This window comes from Bacillus swezeyi (assembly GCF_001969815.1).
In the GTDB taxonomy this organism is placed as follows: Bacteria; Bacillota; Bacilli; order Bacillales; family Bacillaceae; genus Bacillus; species Bacillus swezeyi.
In genome coordinates this window covers 52553-75125 of record NZ_MRBK01000006.1, presented here as the reverse complement: position 1 = coordinate 75125, position 22573 = coordinate 52553, and the positions used below count along the sequence as shown (strand labels likewise).

The window sequence follows — 22573 nt, the reverse complement described above, 5'->3', positions numbered from 1 at the left end:
TTTTAAAGCAATAAAAAAAGCAGTTCGGAAAACCGAACCGCTTGTTGGTTAATTTTGATAATATGTTTTCACAATCCCTGCACAGCGAGGGCAAAGTTCAGGATGGTCAGCATCCTGGCCGATTTCTTTTGAGACCATGCGGCACCGCTCACAAGTCTCACCTTCAGCCTGTGTGACGACGATTTTGCCTGTTTCAAACGACTGCGCCTCTTCTGGAGCTTCTGCTTCCGTTCCGCCGATTGCAAGTTCTGAAACGATAAAGAGCTGTTTGACATCCTCCTTAATGGAAGAGAGCAAAGCCTTTGATTGTTCGTTCGGATAAAGCGTCAGGCTTGCCACTGAAGACTTTCCGATGATCTTTTCATTACGGGCCGTTTCCAGCGCTTTTAAGACATCATCACGAAGCTTCATGAAACGGTCGAATGTCTCCTCCGTCTCTTTCGCATTCGGAATCTCCTGCGTTTCCGGCATATCGCTGAGCTGAACGCTTTTTTCCGTTACAAATGTGAAATGGGTCCACATTTCATCAGCTGTATGCGGCAGGATCGGCGCAATCAGTTTAACGAGCGCAAGCAATGTTTCGTAAAACACGGTCTGCATGCTGCGGCGGTCTTGATGATCTGCATGCTCAATATAGACGACGTCTTTTGCAAAATCCATATAGAATGAGCTGAGCTCGATTGCACAGAAGTTATGAACGGCATGATAAATCACCGCAAAATCATATTCCTCATACGCTTTTTTGACTTTTTCAATAAGGCTGTTCAGCTTGATCAGGATATATTGATCCACTTCGCGAAGCTCTTCTACAGCGACCGCATCTTTTGCCGGATCAAAATCGGCAATATTGCCGTGCAGGAAGCGGAACGTATTGCGGATTTTCCGATATACTTCAGCGACTTGTTTTAAAATCGCGTCAGATACGCGGACATCTGCTTGATAGTCGACAGATGCAACCCACAGCCGCAGAATATCCGCTCCAAATTGGTTCATGATTTTCGCTGGAACAACGACATTGCCAAGCGATTTACTCATTTTTCGGCCTTCTCCGTCAAGTGCAAATCCGTGTGATAAAACGCCTTTATAAGGTGCTTTTCCCGTCACGGCGACAGCGGTTGAAATGGATGAGTTAAACCAGCCGCGATATTGGTCAGACCCTTCCAAATATAAATCCGCAGGTCTGACCAAGTCATCACGCTCTTCCAATACAGCCTGATGGGATGAACCGGAATCAAACCAGACATCCATGATGTCCTGCTCTTTTGTAAACTTGCCGTTCGGGCTTTCAGGGTGTGTAAAACCTTCAGGAAGCAGTTCATTCGCTTCTTTTTCAAACCAAATATTTGATCCGTGCTCCCTGAACAAAGCGGAAACATGTTCAATCGTCTCATCGGTGATGATCGGTTCGCCGTTTTCCGCGTAAAATACCGGAATCGGCACGCCCCATGCGCGCTGTCTTGAGATACACCAGTCACCGCGGTCGCGGATCATATTGTAAAGGCGGGTTTCGCCCCATTCAGGCACCCATTTTGTTTCCTGAACCGCCTCAAGCAGCTCGTTTCTAAAGTCTTTAATAGATGCGAACCATTGGGCTGTCGCACGGAAAATCGTCGGCTTTTTCGTTCTCCAGTCATGCGGATAAGAGTGGGTGATAAACTCCAGCTTCATAAGAGCGCCGTTTTCTTCGAGCTTTTCTGTAATCGGCTTGTTGGCCTGATCGTAAAACAGCCCTTCAAAGCCAGGCGCTTCACTTGTCATCGTTCCTTTTTCATCTACAGGGCAAAGGACGTCAAGTCCGTATTTCTGGCCGATGATAAAGTCGTCTTCCCCGTGTCCCGGAGCGGTATGAACGCAGCCTGTACCTGCCTCAGTTGTGACGTGTTCACCGAGCATGACGAGAGAATCTCTGCCGTATAAAGGATGAGCGGCCACAATGTGCTCCAAATCTTTTCCTTCGACAGTTTGCACGACTTCCGGATTTTCAAAACCGAGCACATTTGCAACACTTTCAACCAATGCGCTTGCGACCACATAACGCGAGCCGCCCGCAGCCACCACACTGTATTCCAACTCAGGATGTACGGCGATTCCGAGGTTTGCCGGGATCGTCCATGGCGTTGTTGTCCAGATGATGAATTTTTCGCCGTTTGTCAAAACGCCTTGTCCGTCCTTCACATCAAAAGCAACATAGATAGATGGTGAACGTTTATCATGATATTCGATTTCCGCTTCAGCTAAAGCGGATTCGCTTGAAGGAGACCAGTAAACCGGCTTCAGCCCTTTGTAGATGTAGCCTTTTTTCGCCATCTCGCCAAACACTTTAATTTGCTGGGCTTCAAATTCAGGCTTTAGCGTGACATATGGGTTTTCCCAGTCTCCTCTGACGCCCAGGCGTTTAAACTGTGCTTTTTGGCCTTCGATCTGCTGCCATGCATATTCTTCGCAAAGCTTGCGGAATTCGGCTACCGTCATTTCTTTGCGCTTTACTTTTTTGTTTTTTGTAAGTGCCGTTTCAATCGGCAGTCCGTGAGTATCCCAGCCGGGCACATAAGGTGCATGGTAGCCGCTCATCGATCTCGAACGGACGATAAAGTCCTTCAAAACTTTGTTAAGCGCATGCCCCATATGGATGTCACCGTTCGCATATGGAGGTCCGTCGTGCAAAACAAACATCGGTCTGCCTTCCGTCCGTTTCTGAACGAGCCGGTAAATGTCCATGTCCTCCCATTTCCCCTGAATTTCAGGCTCCCGGTTTGGCAGGTTTCCTCTCATCGGAAAATCTGTTTTCGGCATTAAGAGCGTGTCTTTGTAATCCATCATCATTCCTCCAAAACATTCTTTTCTAAAACAAAAAAAGCCTTTTCATCCCATAAGGGACGAGAAGGCTTTGATCTCGCGGTACCACCCTTTTAGATAAGCCAATTTCAGCTTATCCGCTCAAACATCGTAACGTGATGGAACGTCCTTTCCTACTGTACGGTTCAGAAAGGAAACTTGAGGGCTGATCCACATGAATTCCAACAATCCCAGGCTTGCACCGCCCCTGGGTCGCTTCGATTGCTGTTCGGAATCGATGTCTGTCCCTCTCAAACGTTTTTCATCGCAATTATGAACGTATTATATGCGAACAGGTGATATCATGTCAAGATTGAAAAGAAAAACTATTCCTTTTCATCAAAAACCGCATCCACTTCATATTCAAGCAAGTGGTCCCAATCATCATTTTTCAGCAGGTCAAGCTGTGCTTCAATCAGCATTTGGAAGCGGGTTCTGAACACTTTTGACTGTTTTTTCAGCTCTTCAATTTCCATCGCGATTTTTCTTGATTTAGAGAGAGATTCATTAATGATCCGGTCGGCGTTTTTCTCAGCCTCGCGAACGATGAGCTTCGCTTCTTTCTCAGAGTTGCGTTTTACGTCCTCTGCCGCTTCCTGTGCGACAAGAATCGATTTATTCAGGGTTTCTTCGATCGTCGAGAAATGTCCGAGACGATCGTCCAGCTCATTCACCTTTGCTTCAAGCTCATTTTTTTTGCGCAGAACGATTTCATAATCTTTTCTCACCTGGGTCAGAAACTCGTTCACTTCATCTTCATCATAGCCGCGGAACGCTTTCGTAAATGTTTTATTATGAATATCATTTGGCGTCAAAGGCATGCTGCCCACCTCCATTATTTTCTTTATGTACAATTGTCCTAGTCAACATTATAAAGCAAAATTCGACCGGGCGGAGAAAAAACTGTGAAAACGTCTCACTTTTGTTTTTCGAATGACAATCTCCATTTGCCCTTTTTTGTTTTGCCGTCAATGTTTTTCAGCTTGAAACGGCCAAAGCCGCGCACAGACAGCATATCTCCTTCTGCGAGTGAATATGAGGGGTCTTCAATGACCTTCCAATTGACTTTCACAAGCCCGTTTTTAACGAGAACGTGTGCTTTTTGCCGGGATTGTCTGCTCACTGCCGAGCAAATCGTATCAAGCCTCAGAGATGAAACTGTGTCATCTCTTATTTCGACATCCTGCTCTGGTACTTTAAGCTTTAAAAGCGGAATTTTTTCAAGAGACACCTTCACTCTGCCGATATGGGTCAGCTGCGAAAACACGAAGTCAGCAACCTCTTCCGAACAAATAAACTGCCATGTCCCGCCGGCAAAGATCAGGTCGCCGAACTTTTGCCGCTTTAGTCCGATCCCCATTAAAGAGCCGAGGAGCTTACGATGTTCAATGGAGGCGAACTTTTCCGGGTACAGGACTTCATAAGCCTGAAGCTGATAATCTTCCGCAGACGGCTCGGCATATTCCGGATAAAGGACAGCTCTCTTCCGCTCGGCTTCAGGAACACCGCCGAAAAAATCAAGTTTCACTTCATCTGACTGGCCGATGACAGAGGTTAATATCACTTGTTCCCGCGGATCCAAAAAATCGGTCAGCTTCAGCCGGTATTGTTCCGCCACAATTCTTTTCCATTCAAGAGCCTGGTCAATGAACGGCTCTTCGTCTTTTCTAAAATGCTGGTAAATATCGCTCATTGTCTTTCCTTTCTATGTAAAGAGGCTTGGCTTTCAGCCAAGCCCAAAAGCTTGCCCGAAAACGTTGATTCGTCTTCACGGCTGTGCTTCGGCGGTTATAGCAAGGGCAAGGCCCTCCCTTTTGTAAGACAAGGCCAAAAGCCGCAAAGCTCGGCTCTTTCAGCCGACCCTTTGCAGCCAAATTCCGCAAAACACCCTCATTAAATAGAGGAAATGAACCGGAAGACCTGCAGTAAACCCATATCCGCAAACCGCAGTACGAAAATGGCCACGAGTGGAGAAATATCAATCATGCCGAGGGGCGGAATGAACCTTCTGAACGGCTCCAGATAAGGTTCGCAAACAGATGCCAGCATTCTGCCGATCGATGATTCTCTCGCATTGGGCACCCAAGACATAAAAATGTAGATAATGAGCGCAAAGGAATAGACGGTTAAAAGTGTGCTTAAAATTTGATATATAAAGTTCATCTGCGATTTACCACCTCTGATGTTCTTCTTCAATGAGCTCGGAAATCGTCCCGGAGACATCTACGTTTTCCGGCGTGCATAAAAAGATGTCGGCTCCGATCCGCTGAATATCGCCGCCGAGGGCATAGACCGTACCGCTCAAGAAATCGACGATTCTTTTCGCCTGATCATGCTGGATGCGCTGCAAGTTGACGACAACGGCGCGGCGGTTTTTGATATGATCTGCGATTTCCTGGGCTTCCGCGTACACCCGAGGCTCACTTAACACTACTTTAGAAGATTTTTGAACGCTTTGCAAACTTACCACATTCTGCTTCCCAGCCGATTTCGACTGGTAGGCGGTTCTGTCTTTGGTCTCCTGCTCTTCAGGGATTTCTTCCCTGTCCGTTTCAATATATTCGTATTCATATTCCTCATCATCCATGGCAAAAAAGTTTTTGAATTTGTTTTTCAGACTCATGATTGTCCACCTCCAGTTTCATTTCCGACTAAGGAAGATCCGATTCTGACGAATGTTGCGCCTTCCTCTACAGCGATCGTGAAGTCGTTTGACATTCCCATTGAAAGTTCGCTGCACGGCGCGTTCCATTGGTTCAGCCGCTGCACCTCGCCGCGCAGCTCTCTCAACGAGCGGAAACAGCTTCTGATTTCCTCCTCGTCATCCGTAAAAGGCGCCATTGTCATTAATCCGGCGATTCGAATGTTTTCATAAGCAGACAGCTTTCTCACAAAAGGAATAACCTCTTCTTTTGTCATGCCGTGTTTTGAAGATTCAAGCGATGTATTGACCTGTACAAAACAGTCAACAGGCTTTTTCGCCCTCTTTTGAATTTCATCGGCTAATGACAGCCTGTCTAAAGAATGAATATATGAAACATGATCGATGATCGCTTTTACTTTTCTCGTTTGCAGCGTGCCGATAAAATGCCAGACCGGCCTGCTGTCTATTAATATGTCGAGCTTATGCAGCAGGCCGGAATCCCGGTTTTCTCCCAAATGTTTAACCCCCGCGTCAAGCGCTTCCTGCGCTCTTTCGGGTGAAACATATTTTGTGACAGCGATGACAGATATCTCGTCAGGCGTTCTGCCCTTTTCTTTACACGCTTCGTTTATTCTGTCATTTATATGTCGTAAATTGCTTTTTACATCCACCTGTAAGCTATACCTCCTTTACCCCGATGAATGACATCATTCTTCCCGTCTTTCCCTGATCTCTGCGATGGGAGAAAAACAGTGAATGCTCGCAGCTCGTACACAGTGAACTCACATTGATCTGATCATTCGGAATTCCCGCGTGCAAGAGAAGCTGCCTGTTCACTTCTTTTAATTCCAGACGGTACTCCCCTTCTTTTATCGGCAAAAAGGCTTTGTCTTCTTGCTGAAGAGGAAGATTTCTGACTTTGTTTATCACATGATCATCGACAATGTAGCAGCATGCGCCGATCGAAGGCCCGATTACGGCATGGATGTCGGCGGGATTCGATCCTTCCCGGCTAATCCATGTATCAACCATTTTGCCGGCGATCCCTTTGACGGTTCCTTTCCACCCGGCATGGGCGATCCCGACAAGCGAACGGACGGGGTCATAAAAATACACGGGGACACAGTCCGCGAAACAGAGCGCCAAAAATATATTGTGTCTGTCCGTATAAAGGCCGTCTGTTGCAGCTAAAGCCGTGCCGTATTGTAAAGCGCCTTTTCCGCGGTGCTCATCTGTCACTTTTTGAATGCGGTCTTCATGCGTTTGATCGGCAAATACCCAGTCGTTTAGATCTGTTTGAAGAATGTCGGCAATCTTTTCTCTGTTATGAGTGACGTGCTGCTCATCATCCTGAACGTGCAGCCCTGTATTTAATGATTGAAAAGGCGGTTTGCTTTCTCCGCCGTTTTTTGTCGTAAATCCGGCTGTAATTGCTCCGCCGGTTTCCGCCGTCTGATTCCAATCCTCAATCAAGAGCATTGACGGAGCATCAAGACGAAAGGGTTTATATGTACTCATGGTGATCAGCCTTTCGACAAACATCGTAGTCTTTCATCATATCGCTCCTATTTTAACACATCTTGATGCATTCGTTTAGCTTCGTTTCAAAAAACTAAACGAAATGTATTTTTTGAAACATAAATCCCATTCTTGTTTCTTTAAATCGATGAAAAGCCGGCTTATCTAAAGATGCAGATCGGCCCCCATCCAATACAAAGGCTAATTGCCGCCGTGTAAGTCAGCTTAAGCGAACGAGGATCACATCTTCCCCAATTTTAACTATATTTCGCCACGGGATGACGATTTCCTCTTCTTTTCCGAAAAATCCAAAAACTTTCCCCGTTCCTCCGATGATGATCGCCTGTATCTTTCCCGTCGTTACATTAATATCAATATCGCCGATGCTGCCGAGCTTTTTACCATTTGATACATTCACAACATCCTTCACCTGGAAATCGGAAATGTTCATCATGTGCGCCGCACGCCTCCCTAAATCAAGTGTCCTTTTAAGATTATATGAAAGGCAGTCTTTCATTTAGACTGCCTTGCCATCACTTTATTTCGCTTTTTTCCTGCCAATTAAAATATCGAGATTAACGCTCATTGTAGCTGCTTTTTTCTTCATTAAATAGCTCTTGATCCGTTCTTCGTCCGTACGCCAGGATAAAGGCGTCATCCGTATCAGCTGCGCCAGCTGCCGACGGTCCAGCACGCTGCGGTATGACAGCTCCCTCCTTTTTGCCACATCAAAATGGGCGCTGAAGCGGTCCACCGTCAGTTGATTGGAATAGGCGCGCTTTTCTGGTTCATCATAGAAAGCTTCCCTTAGCTCTTTCAGATAGCCGCTCTTTGGGATCACTTTGATGACCGCGCCTTCATCTGATAAAAGCCTTGTGAACTCCTCATAATTGGAAGGCGACAATATGTTAAGAATGACATCAAATGTACCGCTCTGAAAAGGAGCTTTCGCCAGATCGGCGACAAGCCAGACCAGCTCCGCATCACGCCTTGCAGCTGCCAAAACGCCCGCTTTCGACAAATCGATCCCCGCTCCAAAGAGCCGGCTGCCGAAGCTGGGTTTGAGTTTTTCTGTGATCCGGATCAAATGCGATCCTTCCCCGCAGCCCGCATCAAGGATTTTGGCGCCTTTTTTATCAAGCGGCAAGCCATCTTTGATTTGGCCACTTAGCATTTCACATAAAGGTTCGAAAAATCCGCTCTCAGCTAACGCTTTCCGGGCTTCAAACAAATCTTTGTCATATTTCCCAGAGGAAGAATGTGTCGCGACATTCACATACCCCTGTTTCGCAAGATCAAATGTGTGATCATTTGGACAAACCAAGCTTTGGGGGCTGACCACTTTCATTTCCCGGGCGCAGAGCGGGCATTGAAACACCGTTTCAAACCTCGTCATCAGCGCCGCACTTCTCATTTTTTTATTCAACATGATGTACACCTCATTCATTCACAATTTAGATAAATGAAAAAGGCATAGACAAATAAACCCGCCCCATCAGCATTTTTCAAAGCTGACGGTGTGGACTTGCTCAGTTTGTCTATACCTTACATTATCTATAGCGAATGAATTGGATGATCATGACGATGAACTCCTTTTATGAAGAGATTCTATTTTATATTAGCAAGGTATTGATTTGTTGGGAAGCGATTTGGGGGAATTTAAAACTGAAACCGGACAGAACAGGCGGTTTGATAGCCGCCTGTCTGATCCTAACCGTTAACAGAGGCCGCCTTTTTCTTAGACAAATAGGGCCTGTCATCCGTCCAGACGGCTTGAACCGGTATATCAAAAAAAGCGGACAGAACGTCGCCCGACATCATATCCCTCGTCTTTCCCTGTGCAAATACCTCTCCTTTTTTCAGCAGCAGCGTTTTGCCGAAAACCGGGAGAATTTCCTCGGCATGATGTGTAACATACAGCATGGATGGGGCTTCCGCTTTGTTTGCAACGTGTTCAATCATATCCAGCACCTGCTCCCTCGCGATGAAATCAAGGCCTGTAACAGGTTCATCAAGAATCAGTAGCTCAGGGTCCGCCATTAAGGCTCTTGAGATCAGCACCTTTTGCTTTTCTCCCTGGGAAAGCGTCTCATATCTCCTGTCCGCATAGCCGATTGAGCCGAATTCCTCCAATAGGGAGATGGCTTTCTCCCTGATGGTCTGTGACGGTGATTCATATAAGCCGATTGAGGCGAAAGCGCCGCTCAGCACAATTTCAAAGGCGCTGTCCTCAGGGTAAAATTTTTGCTGTAAAGCGGAGGACACGAGGCCGATTTTGCGGCGGAGCTTTTCACCAAGCTCTGTCTTGCCGAATTCATGGCTCAGCACATTCACTATTCCTTTTGTGGGAAAATAGTAAGCGCACAGCATGTTGAGCAATGCGGTTTTTCCGGCTCCGTTTAAACCGTATAATGCCCAGTGCTCCCCGTTTTTCACCGTCCAGTCTATACCCTTGAGTATCCACTTTCCATTACGTTTTAATGAAGCTTGTTCAAGCTGCAACACCATGTTTGATCCCCTTTCACTTTTATGTAAATATTCTGATAAATAAAAATATAATTCTTTTATTATAGCTTATTTGTGTGGCAAAGTGAATGAGAGAATTTCCATTTTTAACATGTAAAAGCCGCAGGGTTTCTGCGGCTTTAATGTATATTCTTATTCATTTGTTTAATTGCGGCCTTTTCCAGCCGTGATACCTGGGCTTGAGAGATCCCGATCTCATCGGCGACTTCCATCTGCGTCTTGCCTTGAAAGAAGCGTTTTCTGAGAATCATTTTTTCCCGTTCATTCAGTCGTCTCATCCCTTCTTTTAAGGCGAGCTCTTCAATCCATTGCGAATCTTTATTCCGCTCATCACTGATTTGATCCATGACATAAATCGGATCGCCTCCGTCATTGTAAATCGGCTCAAACAGTGATACAGGATCTTGAATGGCATCAAGTGCAAAGACAATCTCTTCGTGGGACACTTCGAGCACTTTGGCGATTTCCTCCGCCGTCGGCTCCCTGCTTGTCTCACTGATGAGACGTTCTCTCACTTGCAGCGCCTTGTACGCGATATCTCTGAGTGACCGCGATACGCGAATCGGATTGTTGTCGCGCAAATATCTGCGGATTTCTCCGATGATCATCGGTACAGCATATGTTGAAAACTTAACATTGTGGCTCAGGTCAAAATTATCAATTGATTTCATTAGTCCGATGCAGCCGACTTGGAATAAGTCATCAACATATTCTCCTCTGTTGTTAAACCTTTGAATGACGCTTAAGACAAGGCGCAAATTGCCGTTAACAAGCTTTTCTCTTGCTGAGCGGTCTCCTTCATCCTGCATTTGCTTGAATAACTTTCTCATCTCTTCATTCTTGAGCACGGGCAGTTTTGATGTATCAACCCCGCAGATTTCAACTTTATTTCTCGACACTTTTTTCCCTCCCTACAGGAGCTGCTGTACAAAGTTCAGTATCTCCTTGGGTGGGAAAAATATGCATCTTCAATTTCCAAAAATAAGAAGATCGAGGGTTGAACCCTTGGCTGCCAACGCTTTAAATTTCATAAAAAAATTAAACCATTTTGTTGAACTCTTTTCTCAGCCTTTTGATGATTCTTTTTTCAAGCCGGGAAATATATGACTGCGATATACCGAGCATATCGGCAACGTCTTTTTGCGTTTTTTCTTCTCCTCCGACAAGTCCGAAGCGAAGCTCCATGATTTGTTTTTCTCTGTCGTTCAGCTGCTCAAGCGCTTTTTTCAATAACTTTTTATCCACATTTGCTTCGATATCTTTCGTGATGATGTCATTGTCTGTTCCGAGGACGTCTGAGAGCAGAAGCTCATTTCCATCCCAGTCGATGTTTAATGGTTCGTCAAACGATACTTCAGAGCGGATTTTATTGTTGCGCCTTAAATACATTAAAATCTCATTTTCAATACATCTGGAAGCATATGTAGCAAGCTTGATTTTTTTCTCCGGATTAAAGGTGTTCACCGCTTTAATAAGACCGATTGTGCCGATAGAGATTAAATCCTCGATGTTGATGCCTGTATTTTCAAACTTTCTGGCAATGTATACAACAAGCCGCAGATTTCGTTCGATTAATATGGCACGCGCCGCCTGATCGCCGTCAGGCAGCTTGTGAAGAAGCACCTGTTCTTCATCTTTTGATAAAGGCGGCGGCAATGCTTCGCTCCCACCAATATAATAAATTTCATCGCTTTTTAAACCCAATTTTATTAAAAGTTTGTACCAGAGATAGGTTAATCTTAATTTTAGTTTTTTCATCTTCCTCCCCCTTCTAAATAAACGTCCTCAGGAGTATGATAATGTAACAGCTCCCAAGTTTTTAGGAAACGTGTTTGACCGGGTTTCCCGAGAGCATTTTCGGATGAACAATGGCATCAAATTCGCCGTCAGCAGACAGCGGCGATGTGCTGATTCCGATCAGACATTTAGGCGCTTCAATGATCTCTGTTTTCGTATATATCAGCACATCATCCGGTTTTAAGCACAATAAAAACTGGTGCTGATGACCGACGCCCCGATATGGGATCAGACGGAGCCGCCCGATATACGGCAGTGCATCGTCGAGCAGGCCGATGGCATCAAGAGGGCTTTTTTCCATCATGACCCCGCTCGCCCCTTCCCCCAATACACTTTTCAACTTTTCAATGTTGACGATCATGACAGGCGTTTTTGAAATTGGATCATAAAGCTGGTTTCCGGAATCAATCAATCCATTCATATGAAGCGTATGCTCACCTACATCAGCTTGAAGTCGAACCCGCTCTTCATATTGAATCTTTTTCGCTTCGGCGTCTTCAAAGCGCTTTTTTGAAAACAGCCATACAGCGGGAAATCCCGCTCCGACAAACAGCCAGCTGACGGGGTCTCCGAAGCCGGACCAATTCGTCATAAAGACTCCGTTTTCCATGATCGAATCCGTCTCCAGCAATGAATGGGCCCCTATGATCCCTCCTCCCATTAAAAAAGTGGCAAAATAAAAAGAAAACAAATTTTGCAGAAAAAACCGAAATCGTTTAAAACCAAATGTCACAAGAACGATCACAACCGAAAAAGACAGCTTGCCCGCAGGGTGAAGGACATATGGCGAGACAGGGGTGAACATAAACAGGACGATGCTTGAGGCGACCAGCGCCCCTAAGATAAACCTCCGCTTTTTTACCCTTCGCTTTAAAATAAAGGCGGTCATCATTAAAAGCAGCAAGTCAAAACAAAAGTTTAGCAGCCATATCGCATCTAAATAAATTTCCACGTCCGTCCCCTTTCTTTACATATTCCTTCTCTCGTTTGGCGGCCTAGCGTTTGTTTCCATAAGTATAAATCAAGCCCAAAGGTAAAGTCTGTCAATTATTGTTGCGCAAATGGTACATTTTTTGAGAAATTCATACTGAATTTGTCGATGTCCGGACGAAAAAAAACGCTGCCTTTTAAAGACAGCGCTTTTTTCTTATTTTAGTTTTTCATTGATATACAGTTTACCTTTTGCCGTTTTTCTCGTTTCATTGCCGTAATCATCGCGGACGATGACTTCGATTTCCGCTCCTTTAGCTTTTGCAGCGGAGGTTGCCGTCCAATATCCTTCATACTTGCCTTTTGATACTTCTCTGATCGGCAGTTCGGTCACGTTTTGCGAAGCTGTTTTGAAATTGGTCAAAGGCATTCTGATCACAAAAACGGCATCCAAATCAGCAGCGCTTTCAAACTCGATTTTTACGGTTTCCCCCGTTTTGAGCTCAAGATCCTCAGCCGGCTTCAAACTGGTGATTTGCGGTGCTTCAAAATTGACGTCGACGGTTGCTTTTTTGGTTGTCTTGTTGCCGGCCGCGTCAGCCGCTGTCACTTTGATTTCGTTTTTCCCGTTATCAAGCATAATGCGGGCCGAGTATTCGCCATTTTTAACAGCTGCTTTCTTTCCGTTCACTTTGACCGATTCCAAATGATCATCCGACACCGTGCCTTTCACAGTGACTGTCTCTTGATTGAGCTTTGATCCGCTTTCAGGTGTATCAATAGAAAGCTTTGGCTTTGTTTGATCAAGCACAATCCGGACCGGATCAGATGCATCCGTTGTCCCGGAGGCAGCAGATGATTTAGCAGTCACGACATTTTCCCCTTTATTCAATTGAATTTCTTTTGAAAAGGTGCCGTCTTCTGCGGTTTCTGCCGTGCCGATTTTTTCCCCGCCGTTAAAAAGATGAACGGTCGTTGTCGGAGAAGATGTCCCTTCGATGACGGTTTTCTCCTGATTGGTGATCAGCCCGTCTTTAGGCGACGTGATCACAGGCACTGAAACTTCATAGTCGACCAATGCGCGAATCATGAAATTGCCTTGGTCTGAAGGGGTTTTTGACCAGGCGCCTTCCGTATACTGCCAGTTCCGGCCGGAGTATTCCCCGTCTTCATCTGCCGCAAGGCCTGGCGAGTGATCCATATCATTTGTTTGGACATAGACAAGGTAAAAATCTTTTCCAACCAAAATGCCCTCATCGCTCAGATCCACATTTGTCCATTCTCCGTTGCGGAGGGCTTCCCCTTTGAGCGGACCAGCGATTTTTTTGCCCGGAGCGCCTTTTTCACCTGAAGCATCATAGACTTCAACTGCAAAATCAGTGCCGCCCGGATCTGGAAATCCAGCATCCCAGAATTTGAATAAGCCGCCTTTCAGCATCGCTTTTTCCTGCCCTTTTTCAAGCGACATTTTAACAGCCAATCCGTAGCCTGATTCATAAAATGCCCATGCGTTCTCACCGGTTCCGTCATCATAGCCTATTTCGCCCGGATAGCCGATGAAAGGCTCAAGTTCAATATTTTTCGAGACATTGCCTTTTAAATCAACCGTAAATTCGCTGCTGTAGTACCCATTTGCGGTTACTTTTACGGTGTACGAATTTTCGTAGGCTGTTAATGAATATTGGCCGTCTTTGTCTGTTTGTACAGGTTGAACGGCTGCATCTTCAACAACATAGAGCTTCGCATTTTGAACAGGCTCTCCGGTCTTTTTATTTTTGACAGCTCCCGTGAGTGTGCCCTTTTTCAATTCTTTCAAGACAAAGTCGGCAGAGGTTGTCTGATCGGCCTCGATGGTTACGGTTTGTGTGCTTGATTCATAGCCGTACGCTTCGGCTTTCATCGTATAGGTCCCCGGCAAATGAGCCAAGCTGTATGCACCGGTTGCCTCGCTTGAGTAAGTCGATTTTCCCGTTTCAAGAACGCTCACCTGCGCTCTGAGCGGAAGGACGGCCGGTGATGCTTTTCCGGTCTGGATGTTTTGCTGGAGGGTGTCAGCCGGCTGGGCTTTTTTCGGGTCAATCGTTTGTTTTTTCGTATGTTTCCCTTTCATTTTTCCAGTTCGTTTTTCAACGCCCAGACGCATTTTCTTTCCTGCTTTTTTCGATTCGTTCACAAGCTCTACATCATCGATATAAAGCCCGTCTGCTCCAACGCTGCCATCTGATTGAAGATTAAACATGACCTTAATGTTCTGGCCTTCATAAGCTGATAAATCAATTTCTTCGTCCTTCCACTCTGAAGTTGTGCCGCTGTATTCGGCAGCCTGAACCCAATCTTTTTCCCCTTCAGGCTGAACATACACGAAGCCAAAATCAAAATCCTCTTCAATGTCATGCCAATATTTGAATTTCAGAAAAAGTTTCTCATTCTTCGGTACCTGTACAGGAGGCATAAGAAGATTCATATTGGCCGAATTCTCATATTGTCCTGCCAGATTCGTGGCGTAGACTTGTTTTCCTGATGCAGCAGATCCCGGTCCTGACTGAGCGACTCCCAGCTGCCAGGAATTTTTGGCACCAGAGCTTCTCCAGCCGTGTGCAGCAGCCTCAAAATCTTGTTTATAACCGGTCGTCACAGCCGGAGAAATCGGCACTTCATACACCTCTGACTCCGTTTTGTTTCCGCCGTAGTCTGTGACAGTCCATTTATAAGAAAGTGTTTTGCCTTTCAGAGAAGGAATGACCGCTTCATATGTTCCTTTTTTATAATCGCCTCCGGTTTGTTTGGCCGTGACGGTCTGCCAGTCGGAAGAATCCGTTTTATAGCTCAGTTTGACTGATACAACGCTGATGTCGTCTTCCACTTCAACTGTGAACGGAATGTCTGAACCTGAAAAAACTTCATGTAAGTCTTCATGTTTGATAGACGGCGGCTCTTGGTCTTCGCCTTCTTTGCCGATCCGTCCCTCCGCTTTGCCCAATCCGTCTGTGACAGCGGCCACCGCATCAAACGCGTTGACAAGCCCGTGGCCGTATCCGTTATTTGGCGATTCGGAAAATGTGCTGTCAGTGAGCGGTGTGGCCGTATCCATTAAAATATTTTCGAGGTCATCAACGGTAAGCGATGAGTCTGCTTGTTTTAAAAGGGCTGCAACAGCTGCAACATGCGGTCCTGCCATCGATGTGCCATCCCAGCCGTCTTGATACCCGCTTCCAGGCACAGAGGAACGAATGTTTACCCCTGGTGCAGAGATTTCCGGCTTGGTCTCATCATAAGGAGACGGGCCTTGCAGCGAAAAATCTCCCAATTGATTATCGATGTCGGTCGCACCGGTTGCAAATGCTTCGGGATAGTTTGCCGGATTTGCAATTGAAGCAGGCCCGCCAGGATTAAAGAGATCGGCATTGCCCGCAGAAAATTCCGGGAAAATATCGGCAGCGCGCCAAGCTTTCACCATATCTCTGTACCACTCATCAAGACCTGCGCCCCCTGACCATGAATTATTGACGACATCAGGAGCCATTTCGGGATGCGGATTGCCGTCCTGATCTTTTGGCGCTAAAATCCATTCTCCTGCCTCAAGGAGGTCTTCATCTGTTCCGCCATCTTCAGAAAAGGCTTTGACCGCGATCCACTTCGCTCCAGGCGCCACTCCGATTTGGTTTTGACCGTCAGGCTCCGAGCCGACCATCGTGCCTGTCACATGTGTTCCATGTTCGAGATCATCAAAAGGCTCGTCCTCGCCTGATATCGCGTCAAACCAATTAAATTCGTGATCAGGATTGTCCGGATGCTCAGGGTCATATCCGCGGTATTTCTCTTTAAGCGCCGGATGATCCCACTGTACGCCTGTATCGATTGATGCAACGACTGTTCCTGTGCCGTCATACCCTAATTCCCACGCTTTCGGGGCGCCGATTTGATCAATGTTCCATCCAATTCCATCTTGAGACGGAGTCGATTTTTGTTTGCCTGATTGTTTGTCCGGTTTAATGAGCTGCCTTTTTTCATTTGGAAGCACTTTTTCGACCTCAGGAAAGGCCGCTACCTGCTCCATCACCTCTTTTGTCGCATGAACAGCCATACCGTTGACAATATAAAATGAGTGGATATCTTTGGCATTTCCCTTTTTGACTTGCTTTTTCAAGTAGGTTTTCAGCTGACTTTGCGTCTCATCCGCTTTGATTCTTAGTGATGACACCACTGCCGAACGCTTTTGGTACTCCGTTTTAGCCGAACTGAGCGATTTTGCTTTTGCTTTCTTTTCCGCTTGTTTCGCTACTTTTTGCGTGTCGACTTGATCTTTCATCTTAATCAAAAAAGTGACTTTATCTTCTTTTTTGAAACGTTTGACAAGTGATGTCGAGATCTTTTTTCCAGCGGAAGCATGATGTTTCACTTGTTCTTTCAAAGAGGTGAGCGCTGGTTTTTGTGCTGCTTCGGAAGCGGCGGGCATGAACATTGAACCGATTAAAAATCCGCTTAAGATCGTGCAGAACGCCTTTTTTTTCAGCTTGCTTTTCAAATGAATATCCCCCTTTTTAATTGAATGGCTGTCTATTCGATCCCCCTTTCTTTTGACTGAATATGTAGTCTCAACTTTGATGTCTCTTCAATATAGTAAATATTGGTTAAGTTTTTTGTCGTTATTTGTCAAGGAAATGTTTAAATTTAGTTAAAAAAAGACAAAACCTTTTCATCGGTTTTGTCTTTTCATGACATCTTTATTTTTTCGCTTCAGTAAATGCTTTTAAGGCATTGACTAATCCGGATCCATATCCGTTGTTTGGCGATTTTTCAAACGTTTTGTCTGTCAAAGGCTTGGCCGTTTTCAACAGAATGCGTTCGATTTCATCAACAGTGATATTCGGATTGGCTTCCCTCATTAAGGCGACGATACCGGATACATGCGGAGTCGCCATTGATGTGCCGTCCATTGTTGCATATCGGTGTCCCGGATATGCGGAGCGGATGCTGACACCCGGCGCGGATAGGTCAGGCTTTACTTCATCATATGGAGAAGGCCCCTGCAAAGAAAAGTCTGCTAGCGCGTTCGTGCTGTCAACTGCACCGATCGCAAAAGATTCGGGATAGTTGGAAGGATTCTCAACTGAACCCGGTCCGCCTGGCTCAAATTCACTGACATTACCTGCTGCAAATGAAGGAAAAATGTCAGCAGCCCGCCATGCCTTCACAATGTCGCGATACCATTCATTGAGTCCACGTTCGCCTGCCCAAGAATTGTTGACGACATCCGGAGCCTTTTCGGGGTGCGCTTTTCCCTTTGCATCTTTCGGCGCCAAAATCCATTCGCCCGCCGCCAACAGGTCTTTTTCACTGCCGCCGTCCTTTGAGAAAGCTTTAACAGCGATCCATTTCGCAGTGGGGGCAACACCGATCTGGTTTTTTCCGCCGGCCTCAGAACCGACCATCGTGCCGGTGACATGTGTGCCGTGGCCTAAATCATCGTACGGCGTTTTCTTTTTGCTTGTGGCGTCAAACCAGTTGTATTCGTTGTCCGGGCTATTCGGTTTGGACGGATTATATCCGCGGTACTTTTTTTTCAAAGCAGGGTGATCCCACTCGACGCCTGTGTCAATTGAAGCCACGACCGCTCCTTTGCCTTTATAGTGTTTTTTCCAAACATCTGGTGCATGCACTTGCTGAATGTTGGAAGCAGGACGTGCAGCTGCAGATGTGTTGGCGTCGATTGTCGCTTTTTCAGCTTTATTCAGGTTGATCTTTTTGTTCGGAAGCACCTTTTCCACTTCTGGAAATGATGCCGCTTTTTCCATGACGTCTTTAGTGGCTGTCACGGCAATGCCATTTACGATATAAAAAGATTCCAGTTGTTTTGCCGCACCTTTTTTCTCTTCTTTTTCCAAATAGGTTTTGACATCTTTCTGCGTTCTATCGGCTTTTGCCCGCAATGATGCCAAGACAGCTGAGCGCTTGAGCTGTTTTACCCTTTTCACCGTCATAATACTTGCTTTGGCCCTTTTCTCAGCGGCTTTAGCCGATTGCTGCAAGTTGGCCTGGTCTTTCATTTTAATTAAGAATGTGACTTTCTCTTTTTTTTCGAAGTTTTTGTAAAGAGAGTTTGATATTTTGTTTTGAACTTTGGCCTTTGCTTCTGTGCCCGCCTCGGCTTTGACAGTCCCCGGGGCGAGAAGCGTACCGATGAGTGCTGCACATATGAATGTCCGGTATAATGGCTTTTTCTTCAAACGACATCCTCCTTTAATTGACCTGCAAATGAGGTCGTTCTTTGACGCTTCTTGCATTTCTTTGACTGGAAAAAGAAGATATTTATACTGTAAAAGAAAAAGCTTATAGATTCTGTCGTTTTTTGTCATGTTTTCTGTATTGATTTGTAAATTCGTTCTTTTTACATATGACCTGTTTTTATAAATAGTTCGGTCTGATGACGGATAAAAAAGAAAACCGGTACATTCAGGAGGAAAGAGAGAGGTTTGGTACAAGTCTTTCGGAGTGGTTGGCTTCAGAAGACATGATAATTAAGGCTTTTGAAGGAGCTGGCGGATAAAAAAAGGCTGCCGACTTGATGTCAGCAGCCTCACATATGATGTAAATCAGCGTTTATTCCGATTTCTTAAGAATGTCGGGATATCAAGCGTGTCCTCGGCAGGCTGTGATGTGCTGCGGTGCGGCATGCTTGGTTCCTCGCGCTTCGGCTCCCGTTTCGGAGCTGGCTGATGATGCTGTTTTAAGCCTTGATTTAAAGGTCTTTGCGTCTTTGCGACATCTTGGTCCTGTTCAATAAAGCCGGTCGCGATTACTGTGACGACAATCTCATCTTTTAAATTTTCATTGATGACAGATCCGAAGATCATGTTGACGTCTTGGTCAGACGCTGCAGCAACGATATCAGCCGCTTCCTGAACTTCATACAGGCTTAGGTTTGTACCGCCTGTAATGTTCATGAGAACGCCTTGTGCACCGTCAATCGCCGTTTCAAGCAACGGGCTGGAAACAGCTTTTTTGGCAGCTTCGGCAGCGCGGTTTTCACCTGTTGCCACACCGATACCCATCAATGCAGAACCTTTATTGGACATGATCGTTTTCACATCCGCGAAATCAAGGTTGATCAGCCCCGGTGTCGCAATCAGGTCTGAAATTCCCTGTACACCTTGGCGGAGAACGTTGTCCGCTTCACGGAACGCTTCAAGCATCGGTGTATTCTTATCAACGATTTCGAGAAGACGGTCATTCGGAATCACGATCAGGGTGTCGACGGCTTCCTTCATTGCTGTAATGCCTCCAGCTGCCTGAAGCTGTCTTTTTCTGCCTTCAAAAGTAAACGGTCTTGTCACAACGCCGACAGTCAAGGCGCCCAAATCTTTTGCGATCTGTGCGATGACAGGAGCAGCTCCCGTACCTGTTCCGCCGCCCATTCCAGCCGTAACGAACACCATGTCAGCGCCTTTCAGCGCTTCTTCAATTTGTTCCTTGCTTTCTTCTGCCGCTTTTTTGCCGACTTCCGGATTGGCTCCAGCGCCAAGCCCGCGCGTCAGCTTCGCACCGATCTGCATTTTCGTTTCCGCTTTTGAAAGGTTTAGAGCCTGCGCATCCGTGTTGACCGCAATAAACTCGACTCCCTGAACGCCATTTTCAATCATCCGATTGACGGCGTTGTTTCCTCCGCCACCTACTCCAATTACTTTAATCGATGCTAAGCCGTCTATATTTGTTTCAAACTCTAACATGCTAAATCCTCCTAATCCGTCGAATGACTAATCTCTATTCCCAAAAGAAGTTAAATATTTTCTTCATTTTGCTCGGCTTTTTCTCAGCTTGAGCCTGCTGCTTAGATTTTGGTTTCGGACGCTGCTGCACTTCTTTCTGATGGGAAGCCGCGACTTCCTGAACCGCTTCCGTCGGCATTTTAAACCCTACTTTTCTGCCTTGGATTTTTGCGTTGCGGTAAGCGAATTGGATGAGACCCACACCTGTCATGTATTGAGGTTCTCTCACACCGATATAATTCGGGCTAGCCACTCTGACGTTATTTTGAAGAACATCCTGTGCAAGACTGAGGACACCAGGCATTCCCACCTGTCCTCCCGTGAGCACAAACCCGCCCGGCAATTCTTTAATACCCATGTTCTGCAGTTCTTCTGCCACGAATACAAAGATCTCCTCGAGCCTGGCTTCAATGATGTCAGCCACTTCCCGCTGAGTAAAGGTTTGCTTTTGGTCTGTCCCGATCACGGCGACTTCAAATGCTTCCTCTTCTGACGCTTCTTCATAGAAAGCATATCCAAACTGTTTTTTGACCCTTTCAGCCTCATCAGTGGAAGTGCGGAGGCCGATTGAAATGTCCTTGGTAATGTTCTCTCCTCCCAAGGGAACGACTCGGGTTGCAAGAAGATCGCCGTCCTCAAAAACAGCAACGGTCGTCGATCCTCCCCCAATGTCGATCAAAGCCACTCCGAGGTTCTTTTCATCTTTTGATAAGGCAACAGATCCGGTCGCCAGCGGCTGCAGGCATATATCCGTAATTTCAATGCCTGCCCGTTCCACACAGCGGAGCAGGTTATGTAAAATCGTTTTTGATCCGGTAATGAGCGATCCCTCTACTTCAAGCCGGACACCGAGCATCTTTTTCGGATCTGTTATATCGCCTCTTCCGTCAACGATAAACTGCCTCGGAATCACATCAACGATCAGCTGTTCCGGCGGGATGGAAACAACTTGAGCCGCCTCCATGACCCTGCGCACATCTTCAACTTGTATTTCTTTATTTTCACTGGAAACCGCCACTACACCGCTCGTTTCTTGAATATGGATGTAGTTCCCATTAACGCCGACAATTGCATGGGTCAGCGGAAAACCTATCATTCTTTCAGCTTGTTCAAACGCTTTTTTTATAGAATGAACCGTTTTATCTATATCAACGATTGACCCTTTTTTCAGCCCCTCTGAGGGAACATTTCCGACTCCGATAATGTTAAGAGATTCGTCTGACATTTCACCGACGATCACTTTAATATTGGACGTACCGATGTCTAGACTGACGTAAAGTTCATTGTTGTTCATTCTATGGCACCTCCTCACATTTCAGTCAATTCTATTCTATTATTTGCCGAACAACAATACAATGAATCTGGTTTTACAAGTGTGTAACAATCAATAAAAAACCAATACGCTTCTTTTTAGTTTTAGGATTACTGTGAATATTCGTTATATCCTATGTATATCCTCTTTTAAATCCGATTTTTTTTATTTTTTTCTTCTGGAAGCCGTCCATTTGGCAAGCAGTATTCTTCTGATCACTGCGATGTTTTGAAAAAGTCTGACGCCAAATGCAAACATGCCGACTAAATACAAGTCTACACCAAGATGAACGCCCAGAAAAGCCAAACTTATCGCGAGAATAATGTTGAAAAAAAAGCCGGTCACAAAAACTAGTTCATCATATGCACTTTCCAAATGAGCCCTTATGCCTCCGATCAGTGTATCGAGTGATGCGAGAATCGCTAAGGACAAATAATTAGAGTACTCTTCCGGAATTGTAAAATTCGAGCTGAACCCGATTGCAATTCCGAGCAAAAGGCCTAGAACCGGAAGCCACATTAGGAATTCTCTCCTTTTGATTTTTCGAGCGGTTTCAATGGCGAGGTATGCATTGAACCTTCGTAAGCTTTGATTTTGATTTGTTCCTCAGGCCTCTCGATTTGTAAATCCAGGTTTTCTCCCGCAAACAGATCTTGAAGGGTTGAAGCATTCATTCGGCTATATAGTTTATCGGCGTTTTTGCCGATGACTTTTACTGTTATCGGATAGTTGTCCAAAGGATATCCGTCAATTTTCGTCGTTCCGTTGATATCTCTGATCACTGTCGTATTGATAACCCTTCTGTCATTGATCGATATTTCCTCCGCCTCATACATATTTAATTCATTGATCAGTTTTTTCAGAAGATCAGGGGGCGGATTTTCAATCGGTTCTCCCGTCAATTCATCTGAGAACAGCTGAGAAATTTTAATTGTGATTCCGCTGCCGTCGACGTCTGTGAAGCCGGCCTGTTTTTTTAGGTTTTGAAGCGTTTCATTCAATGCTTTTGTCCGTGAGTTTTCTTCTTGATGCTGGTAAGTGCTGAGCATTTTTTCATATTTATCAATTTCGCCGATCAGATTCAGCTGTTTTTTTTGCTCTTCTTTCAAGTCTTCCCTGAGCTCCCAGACATCCCTCGTATCCCGTACTTCAGGCTCCTTCAGGGAATTAAACTGCACGGACAGCATGATTCCGAATATGAGCATCAGCACGCTTAAACTGATGAAACGATTGTTTTTCTTCAAG

General features: G+C 45.7%; 19 protein-coding genes and 1 other annotated feature. All 19 genes read right to left on the bottom strand.

Annotation, left to right across the window (positions count from 1 at the left end):
- Positions 1 to 48 precede the first annotated feature (48 nt).
- Positions 49 to 2817 (bottom strand): isoleucine--tRNA ligase, encoded by a 2769-nt coding sequence (ileS, locus tag BTA30_RS06460; protein WP_076760447.1) that lies wholly within the window; start codon positions 2815 to 2817, stop codon positions 49 to 51.
- 52 nt (positions 2818 to 2869) lie between these two features.
- Positions 2870 to 3100 (bottom strand) — a binding site (T-box leader).
- Between the two features lie 61 nt (positions 3101 to 3161).
- A complete protein-coding gene (gene divIVA / locus BTA30_RS06455; protein ID WP_076760446.1) occupies positions 3162 to 3656 on the bottom strand; it encodes a septum site-determining protein DivIVA in 495 nt (164 codons plus the stop codon).
- A 95-nt stretch (positions 3657 to 3751) separates the two neighbouring features.
- Positions 3752 to 4528: a YlmH family RNA-binding protein gene (locus BTA30_RS06450; RefSeq protein WP_076760445.1), complete on the bottom strand. Its 777-nt coding sequence runs from the start codon at positions 4526 to 4528 to the stop codon at positions 3752 to 3754.
- Between the two features lie 200 nt (positions 4529 to 4728).
- Positions 4729 to 4998 carry a YggT family protein gene (locus BTA30_RS06440; RefSeq protein ID WP_076760443.1) on the bottom strand — a complete coding sequence of 90 codons (270 nt, stop codon included), beginning with the start codon at positions 4996 to 4998 and terminating at the stop codon, positions 4729 to 4731.
- Between the two features lie 7 nt (positions 4999 to 5005).
- The gene (gene sepF, locus BTA30_RS06435) at positions 5006 to 5458 is read right to left on the bottom strand and encodes a cell division protein SepF (RefSeq protein WP_076760442.1); all 453 of its coding nucleotides are present in this window, start codon (positions 5456 to 5458) and stop codon (positions 5006 to 5008) included.
- Positions 5455 to 6150 (bottom strand): YggS family pyridoxal phosphate-dependent enzyme, encoded by a 696-nt coding sequence (locus BTA30_RS06430; RefSeq protein WP_076760441.1) that lies wholly within the window; start codon positions 6148 to 6150, stop codon positions 5455 to 5457. The genes sepF and BTA30_RS06430 overlap by 4 nt, the downstream gene beginning before the upstream one ends.
- A gap of 7 nt (positions 6151 to 6157) precedes the next feature.
- On the bottom strand, positions 6158 to 6997 hold the full coding sequence (gene pgeF, locus BTA30_RS06425) for a peptidoglycan editing factor PgeF (RefSeq protein WP_076760918.1): 840 nt from the start codon (positions 6995 to 6997) through the stop codon (positions 6158 to 6160).
- Between the two features lie 220 nt (positions 6998 to 7217).
- On the bottom strand, positions 7218 to 7451 hold the full coding sequence (locus BTA30_RS06420; RefSeq protein ID WP_076760440.1) for a YlmC/YmxH family sporulation protein: 234 nt from the start codon (positions 7449 to 7451) through the stop codon (positions 7218 to 7220).
- A gap of 84 nt (positions 7452 to 7535) precedes the next feature.
- Positions 7536 to 8426 carry a putative RNA methyltransferase gene (locus BTA30_RS06415; RefSeq protein WP_076760439.1) on the bottom strand — a complete coding sequence of 297 codons (891 nt, stop codon included), beginning with the start codon at positions 8424 to 8426 and terminating at the stop codon, positions 7536 to 7538.
- 281 nt (positions 8427 to 8707) lie between these two features.
- The gene (locus BTA30_RS06410; protein WP_076760438.1) at positions 8708 to 9505 is read right to left on the bottom strand and encodes an ABC transporter ATP-binding protein; all 798 of its coding nucleotides are present in this window, start codon (positions 9503 to 9505) and stop codon (positions 8708 to 8710) included.
- Positions 9506 to 9642: 137 nt separating this feature from the next.
- The gene (gene sigG / locus BTA30_RS06405) at positions 9643 to 10422 is read right to left on the bottom strand and encodes an RNA polymerase sporulation sigma factor SigG (protein ID WP_076760437.1); all 780 of its coding nucleotides are present in this window, start codon (positions 10420 to 10422) and stop codon (positions 9643 to 9645) included.
- Positions 10423 to 10561: 139 nt separating this feature from the next.
- Positions 10562 to 11281 (bottom strand): RNA polymerase sporulation sigma factor SigE, encoded by a 720-nt coding sequence (gene sigE, locus BTA30_RS06400; protein WP_076760436.1) that lies wholly within the window; start codon positions 11279 to 11281, stop codon positions 10562 to 10564.
- Between the two features lie 61 nt (positions 11282 to 11342).
- Positions 11343 to 12272, bottom strand: a complete 930-nt coding sequence (gene spoIIGA / locus BTA30_RS06395) for a sigma-E processing peptidase SpoIIGA (protein ID WP_076760435.1) — start codon at positions 12270 to 12272, stop codon at positions 11343 to 11345.
- Positions 12273 to 12467: 195 nt separating this feature from the next.
- Complete coding sequence (locus tag BTA30_RS06390; protein WP_076760434.1) at positions 12468 to 16775, bottom strand: S8 family peptidase; 4308 nt, start codon at positions 16773 to 16775, stop codon at positions 12468 to 12470.
- Between the two features lie 199 nt (positions 16776 to 16974).
- Positions 16975 to 18477, bottom strand: a complete 1503-nt coding sequence (locus BTA30_RS06385; RefSeq protein WP_076760433.1) for a S8 family serine peptidase — start codon at positions 18475 to 18477, stop codon at positions 16975 to 16977.
- A gap of 366 nt (positions 18478 to 18843) precedes the next feature.
- Positions 18844 to 19977 (bottom strand): cell division protein FtsZ, encoded by a 1134-nt coding sequence (gene ftsZ, locus BTA30_RS06380; RefSeq protein ID WP_076760432.1) that lies wholly within the window; start codon positions 19975 to 19977, stop codon positions 18844 to 18846.
- 34 nt (positions 19978 to 20011) lie between these two features.
- Entirely contained in the window at positions 20012 to 21310 is a 1299-nt protein-coding gene (gene ftsA / locus BTA30_RS06375) for a cell division protein FtsA (RefSeq protein WP_076760431.1), read from the bottom strand.
- Positions 21311 to 21493: 183 nt separating this feature from the next.
- On the bottom strand, positions 21494 to 21847 hold the full coding sequence (locus tag BTA30_RS06370; RefSeq protein ID WP_076760430.1) for a small basic family protein: 354 nt from the start codon (positions 21845 to 21847) through the stop codon (positions 21494 to 21496).
- Positions 21847 to 22572: a DUF881 domain-containing protein gene (locus BTA30_RS06365; protein ID WP_076760429.1), complete on the bottom strand. Its 726-nt coding sequence runs from the start codon at positions 22570 to 22572 to the stop codon at positions 21847 to 21849. The genes BTA30_RS06370 and BTA30_RS06365 overlap by 1 nt, the downstream gene beginning before the upstream one ends.
- Position 22573 lies beyond the last annotated feature (1 nt).